Source organism: Ligaoa zhengdingensis (assembly GCF_014384885.1).
Taxonomy (GTDB): Bacteria; Bacillota; Clostridia; order Oscillospirales; family Ruminococcaceae; genus Ligaoa; species Ligaoa zhengdingensis.
The window spans coordinates 50,610-57,508 of record NZ_JACRST010000017.1; the positions used below are offsets into that span (position 1 = coordinate 50,610).

A 6,899-nucleotide genomic window follows, 5' to 3' on the forward strand; every position below is an offset into this window, starting at 1 on the left:
GGGAAAAGGAGCTTACCATATGATCCACAACATCATCGCATCCACCCCCGAATACCGCCGCATGGCCGACGACCTGCAAAGCGGGCGCGCGCCCGTCGAAATCGCCGGCCTTTCGGGCATCCACAAGGCGGCCCTCTGCGCCACCGCGTCCCTCTCCGGCCCGGTGCTGGTGGTCACGCCGGACGAGGCGGCCGCCACCCGCATGGCCGAGGATATCAACGCCTTTTTGCGCCGCGAGGACGCGGCCCTGCTCTTTCCGGTGCGCGAGCTGGTGCTGCGCGACATCGAAGGCAGCAGCCGCGACTACGAACACGCCCGTTTGCGGGTACTGGGACAGGTGCTGAACGGCGACTGCCCGGTTGTGGTGGCCAGCCTGGAGGCCGCCATGCAGTTCCTGCCGCCCGCGGAGGTGCTGCGGGAAAACACCCTGGTGCTGAAGCCCGGCGACACCTGCGAGATCGCCGCCCTGACCGAGCGGCTGGTGCACGCGGGCTATGAGCGGCGCGACCAGGTGGACGGCACCTGCCAATTCGCCCAGCGCGGCGGTATCCTGGACTTCTATCCGCCCGACAGCCCCGCGCCCATCCGCGTGGAGTTTTGGGGGGATGAGATCGACACGGTATCCGCCTTCGACCTGGACACCCAGCGGCGCGTGGACACCATGCGCTCCGCCTCGATCACCCCGGCGCGGGAGGTGCTCTATCCCAGCGCCGAATGGCTGTGCAAGCGCCTCGCCCAGCAGTCCTCCGCGCTGCGCGGCAAGGCCGGGGTGAAAGCCAAAGAGCTGATCGCCGCGGACATCGCGCGGCTGGAGGGCGGGCTTTCCCTCAACAACCTGGACAAATACCTGCCGCTGATCTACTCGCAGCCGGCCACCCTGTTCGACTACATGCGCAGCGCGACCCTGTTTGTCAGCGAGCTGGTGACCGCGCGCGAAACGGTCAAAAACAGCATGTGGCAGTTCTACGAGGATCTCTCGATCCTGATGGAGGAGGGGATACTTTTCAAGGGCTGCGAGCGGTTCGCGCTGGAGCCCGCTGAGGTGCTCTCGATCCTGCAAAAGAATGACGGCGTGCTGCTGGACACCTTTGCGCGCACCGTGCCCGACCTGCGGCTGGGCGACCTCATCAATGTGAACGGCATCGCGCTCTCCCCCTGGGGCGGCGACCTCACGCTGCTGTTCGACGACGTGGACGCCTATCTCGAGCGCGACTTCTGCTGCGTGGTGCTGGCGGGCACCGGCAAGGCGGCAGCCGCCCTGCGCGACGACCTCGCCGGCCACGGCATCTCCGCCGCTATTGTGGAGCGTGTGGACCACATCGCGCCCCACGCCGTGTTCATTACCGAAGGGTGCCTCTCCAGCGGGCTGGAGCTGCCCGACAGCCGCTTTGCGGTCATCACACACGTAAAATCCGGGGCAAACCCGCTCTCGGCCGCGCGCAAGCGCCGCAAAAAGAAGGCGGGCGAACAGATCCGCAGCCTCTCCGACCTCGCGGTGGGCGACCTGGTGGTGCATTCCGCCCACGGCATCGGCGTGTTCGAGGGCATCATCAAGCGGGACATCCACAGGGTGGTCAAGGACTATATCAAAATCCGGTACGCGGGCACCGACGCGCTGTTTGTGCCGGTCACCCAGCTCGACCTGGTCTCCAAGTACATCGGCCCCAAGGAGGACGGCGCTGTCAAGCTCAACAAGCTCAACTCGGTGGAATGGCAGAACACCCGCAAGCGGGTCAAAGCCGCGGTTGCGGATATGGCCAAGGAGCTGATTCAGCTCTACGCCCAACGCATGGCTGTGAAGGGGTACGCCTTTTCAGCGGACAACGAGTGGCAGCGCGAATTTGAGGAGCGCTTCCCCTACAACGAGACCGACGACCAGCTGCGCTGCATCGAGGAGATCAAGCACGATATGGAGAGCCCCACGCCGATGGACCGCCTGCTGTGCGGCGACGTGGGCTTTGGAAAAACGGAAGTGGCGCTGCGCGGCGCCTTCAAATGCGTGATGGACGCGAAACAGTGCGCGGTGCTGGTGCCCACCACCATCCTGGCGTGGCAGCACTACAAGACCTTTGTCGACCGGATGCAGGGCTTCCCCATCAACATCGAGTTGCTTTCGCGCTTCCGCTCCCCCAAGCAGCAGGAGGAGATCATCAAAAAGCTGCGGCGCGGGGAGATCGACATCATCATCGGAACCCACCGCCTGCTGCAAAAGGACGTGGTGTTCAAGGACCTGGGCCTGTGCATCATCGACGAGGAGCAGCGGTTCGGCGTGGCGCACAAGGAGCGCTTCAAGGAGCTGCGCAACAACGTGGATGTGCTCACCCTGTCCGCCACCCCCATCCCCCGCACCCTCAACATGGCGATGAGCGGCATCCGCGACATGTCCACCATCGAGGAGTCGCCGCAGGACCGCCATCCGGTGCAGACCTATGTGATCGAGCATGACGACGGCATCGTCGCCGAGGCGCTCAAGCGCGAGTTGCGGCGCGGCGGACAGGCGTTCTACCTGCACAACCGGGTGGAGTCGATCGACTCCTGCGCCTACAAAATCCAACAGATGCTGCCCGACGCGCGCATTGTCACCGCGCACGGCAAGATGAGCGAGGAACAGCTCTCGGACGTGTGGCAGCAGCTCATCGACCACGAGATCGATATCCTGGTGTGCACCACCATCATCGAGACCGGCGTGGATGTGCCCAACTGCAACACCCTCATCATCGAGGACGCCGACCGCTACGGCCTGGCGCAGCTTTACCAGCTGCGCGGGCGGGTGGGGCGCTCCAGCCGCCGCGCCTACGCCTACCTCACCTTCCGGCGCGGCAAGGCGCTCACCGACATCGCCACCAAGCGCCTGTCAGCCATCAAGGAGTTCACCACCTTCGGTTCGGGCTTCCGCATCGCCATGCGCGACCTCGAAATCCGCGGCGCAGGCAACATTTTGGGGGCGAGCCAGCACGGGCATATGGAGGCGGTGGGATACGATATGTACCTCAAGCTGCTCTCCCAGGCGGTGGAGGAGCAGCGCGGCGAGGCCCCGGAGATCACCAGCGACGAATGCCTCATCGATATCCGCATCGGCGCGCACATCCCCGAAAGCTACATCGACAACCTCACCCAGCGCATCGATATCTACAAAAAGATCGCCGCCATCCAGACCGAGGACGACGCGCTGGACGTGACCGACGAGCTGATCGACCGCTTTGGCGAGCCGCCCGAGGCGGTGAAGGGCCTCATCGACGTAGCCCTCATCCGCAACATCGCAGCGCAGAACAGCATCTACGAGATTTCGCAGCGGAACGAGAGCATGGTGTTCTACCCCTCGCGCCTCGACCTCAAAAAGATTTCGGGCCTCTCCGCCCTGCTGCGCGGCCGCGTGAGCATCAACGCCGGGGCCAAGCCCAGCATCACGGTGAAGATGGGCAAAACCGAAAAGCCCGTGGACATCATCCGCACCACGCTGTATGCCCTGAGCAAGGAATAAACCGGATTTTCGATGTTGGCCACGCCTGTGCCTCGGGTTGCGCGGCGGCCAACATCGCCGGTGGATAGGATACGGACCACCTTATCAAATAAGCGGAACCTCCGCCGGCTTTACGGCGCTGAGGTTCCGCTTATTTTTTCGGATATTCGTTTTTGACATCGCTGATGCCGCAGAGGTAATCCATGCTGACGTTATAATATTTCGCCAAATACAGCAGGCTGGGCACCGGGATGCGGGTTTTGCCCAGCTCGTAGTCGGAGTAGGTCTTTTGCGCCACATGCAAAAGTGAAGCCACAAATTCCTGGGAGAGGTCGCGGTCTTCCCTCAGCTGTCGAATGCGTTCATAATATTCCATTCTATCACCTGAGAACAGTATGCCTTAGAGTTTATTGCACTATTGACTTTTAGTGCTATAAACTCTAAAATTGTCCTGAGGTGAGCTTTCATGCCAATTTTCTGTGAAAACTGTTTTTGTATCTATTGGAGGGCCAGCACCTGCGCCTTCGATGAAATTTCGCTGGACGCGCAGGGCAGCTGCCAGGATTGCATTTATCTTGACCTGCCGGAGGAACAGTTGCAGCAGTACGAGCGCGAATGGGACGGGCTGTGCGGGGAAGCGAATTGGAACGAATGAGAACGTTTCCAATTTGTCTATGGACTTTTGTGAAGAAATTGCGTATAATAGTGAGGTATGTAAGCTAAAATTATCCCCAATGGGATTCAACTGGGAGGAAGTCAAATGAACCTGAAAAAAACAGCGGCCGCGCTTTTGGCTGCGGTGATGGCGGTATCGTTCACAGCCTGCGCTTCCAAGAATATCTCCTGGATCGCAACCAACAATGGCGAGCAGGTTCCCGCCGGCATCTATCTGGACTACATGGTCAACGCCTATTATGAGGCCGCATCCAAGACTGAAAAACAGGGCAAGGACGTGCTCAAGGAGCAGATCGACGGCGTATCCGGTTCGGCGTGGATTCAGAACAAGACCGACGAGGACTTTAAGAAATATATCGCCGTGACCAACAAGGCCGCGGAAGAAGGCATGGCCCTCACCGATGAGGAGATCGCACAGATCGACGCGCAGGTATATTACCAGTGGCAGATGATGGGCGGGCTGTTCGAGCAGAACGGCGTGAGCTATGAATCGTTCCTTGCGGTGTCGCACAACGATTACCTGCTCAACAAGGCCTTTGAAAACGAATACGGCACAAACGGCAAAAACCCCGTATCGGACGCCGACCTGCTGAAGGCATTCCAGGAAAACTACTTCCGTGTGCGCACCATCACCATGAGCCTCAACAACACCGACGGCACAGCCAAGGACGAAGCCGCGCAGCAGAAGGTGATGGACAAGGCCAACGAGATCCTCGGGAAGGTGAATTCCGACGGCTCCAACTACCTGGACGTGATCCTGGAGTATGAGAAGGAGCAGGCCGCAAGCCGCGGCGAGGACGCCAGCACCGTCCATGAGCACACCGAAACCTCCCATGTCAGCTATATGCAGAAGGGCAACATCAACTACACCCAGGAGATGATGGACGCCATCGAAACGATGGGGAACAACGAGGTCAAGGTGCTCACCTCGAATTCGATGGTGTATGTCCTGCAAAAGCTGGACATCTCCTCCACCACCGCTGAAGACATGTCGCCCTACCGCACCGGCGTGCTGCAAATGCTCAAGGGCGACGAGTTTGACGCCACCATCCAGAGCTGGGCGGACGCCACCACGGTGGACTACAACGCCGAAGCGAAAAACTTCTACAAACCGGAAAAACTCAAGCTCACCGTGAAGCGCTCCTCCAGCGAAAGCTGATCGCCGCATCAAAGCGACGGCCCGGAACACCAGCCAAGTGTTCCGGGCCTTTTTGTAAAAGCGGCTTATTCGCCCGCTACTTTTGCGCCAAAATATCATGTTGTGAGGTGTCTTTATGCCTGAAACCGTTCCGATGAAGATTATCGCGCGCATCCACAGCGATTTTCCCTCCAAATTCGGCATCCCCCGCCAAAGCGGCCTGGTGGACGCCCTCAAGGCGACCGTCGTGTTCGAGCCGGAGTTCCGCAATCCCGACGCCCTGCGCGGCCTGGAGGGGTACTCCCATATCTGGCTGCTCTGGCAGTTCTCCAAGGCTATGCGGGAGGACTGGTCGCCCACCGTGCGGCCGCCGCGCCTGGGCGGCAACGCGCGCATGGGCGTGTTCGCAACCCGTTCCCCTTTCCGGCCCAACGCCATCGGGCTGTCCTCGGTGCGGCTGGACGGGGTCGAGCTGCACACCAAGCTGGGGCCGCTGCTGCACATCTCGGGCGCCGACCTGATGGACAGCAGCCCGATCTACGACGTCAAGCCCTATCTGCCCTACACCGATTCCCATCCGGACGCCACGAGCTGCTTTGTTTTGCCCAGGCAGGAGGATCTCTTGCAGGTGGATTTCCCACCCGCGCTGCTCGAGCAGATCCCGGAGGACCGGCGCGACGGCCTGCTCGCTGTGCTCGCGCAGGATCCCCGCCCCGCATATCAGAACTCCCCCGATCGGGTATATGGGCTGGACTTTGCCGGATATGCGGTGCGCTTCACGGTGGAAAGCGGGTGTCTCACTGTCCGCGAGGTAACGCGCCTGCCCTGATAAAAATCTTCGATACCGCAAAAAAGGCCGCTGGCATGAGAGCCAGCGGCCTTTTCCATATTAATCTTTGTGTTGGCGGAAACAGCAACGCTTTGCCTTACCCCACGAGAGAGGATATGTTATCTTCTCTGTTTCCGAACCAGCAGCACAGCGCCGCCGATGACAGTTGCCGCCGCAATCACAATCGCCACGATCGCCCATGCCGGCATACCAGCTTCCGCCGTCTCGACAGGAGCCTCAGCCTGAGCCGCGGGGGCCTCGGGTGCAGCGGGAACCACAGGCTCGATCACTGCGGGAGCCTCGGGTACGACCGGCTCCACAGGAACCGTCGCCTCGGGTGCCGCAGGCGCTACCGCCGCGGGAACCTCGCCGCCCGTCTCCGGGTTGCTGTTCGCAGCAGGCGTTGTCGGTGCAACCACCGCAGGCGCGCCGCCGGCCATCGCCTTGATCTCGTCGGAGGTGTAGTACACAGCCGCCGCATTGTAGCCCTTCAGCTCGCCCGCGCCGTTCACTGCATGATCCACTCCGCCGATTCCGAAGATTCCAGTCACGCCTCTGTCCTTCAGAGCGTCGATCACTGTCGCGGGCACCATCGCGCCCTCGTCCAGTTTCGCGTTCACTTTGCCGCCCTTTTCAGTCGCATTGATCTTCTCGACCACTTCCGCCCAGTAGTCGCTATCCGCTACCTGGCTCGTGCTGCCCTTGTTGGGTTTGCTCGGCTTCGGAGGATCAACCGGCTTGTCGTCGTCCACCAGTTTCAGCGCATCTACCGCCTTATCCAGCTTCTGTGCAGTCGT

5 protein-coding genes and 1 pseudogene are annotated in these 6,899 nt (G+C 61.0%); 4 read left to right on the forward strand and 2 right to left on the reverse strand.

Annotated elements, in window-relative coordinates; all coding sequences use genetic code 11:
- Positions 1-19: 19 nt before the first annotated feature.
- Entirely contained in the window at positions 20-3,481 is a 3,462-nt protein-coding gene (gene mfd / locus H8711_RS10435) for a transcription-repair coupling factor (protein WP_249283386.1), read from the forward strand.
- Positions 3,482-3,611: 130 nt separating this feature from the next.
- Here the strand turns inward: mfd and H8711_RS10440 are convergent, their stop codons facing one another.
- Positions 3,612-3,836 (reverse strand): helix-turn-helix domain-containing protein, encoded by a 225-nt coding sequence (locus H8711_RS10440; protein ID WP_249283387.1) that lies wholly within the window; start codon positions 3,834-3,836, stop codon positions 3,612-3,614.
- A gap of 90 nt (positions 3,837-3,926) precedes the next feature.
- Here H8711_RS10440 and H8711_RS10445 point away from each other — a divergent pair, with 90 nt between their 5' ends.
- The 3 genes from H8711_RS10445 (at position 3,927) to tsaA (ending at position 6,102) form a co-directional block, all read left to right on the forward strand.
- Entirely contained in the window at positions 3,927-4,115 is a 189-nt protein-coding gene (locus H8711_RS10445; RefSeq protein WP_249283388.1) for a hypothetical protein, read from the forward strand.
- Positions 4,116-4,220: 105 nt separating this feature from the next.
- Entirely contained in the window at positions 4,221-5,294 is a 1,074-nt protein-coding gene (locus H8711_RS10450; protein WP_249283389.1) for a hypothetical protein, read from the forward strand.
- 115 nt (positions 5,295-5,409) lie between these two features.
- Positions 5,410-6,102, forward strand: a complete 693-nt coding sequence (gene tsaA / locus H8711_RS10455; protein WP_249283390.1) for a tRNA (N6-threonylcarbamoyladenosine(37)-N6)-methyltransferase TrmO — start codon at positions 5,410-5,412, stop codon at positions 6,100-6,102.
- A 119-nt stretch (positions 6,103-6,221) separates the two neighbouring features.
- On the opposite strand, the pseudogene H8711_RS10460 reads toward tsaA, so the two are convergent.
- A pseudogene (locus H8711_RS10460) lies at positions 6,222-6,899 on the reverse strand (hypothetical protein); the annotation flags it as partial.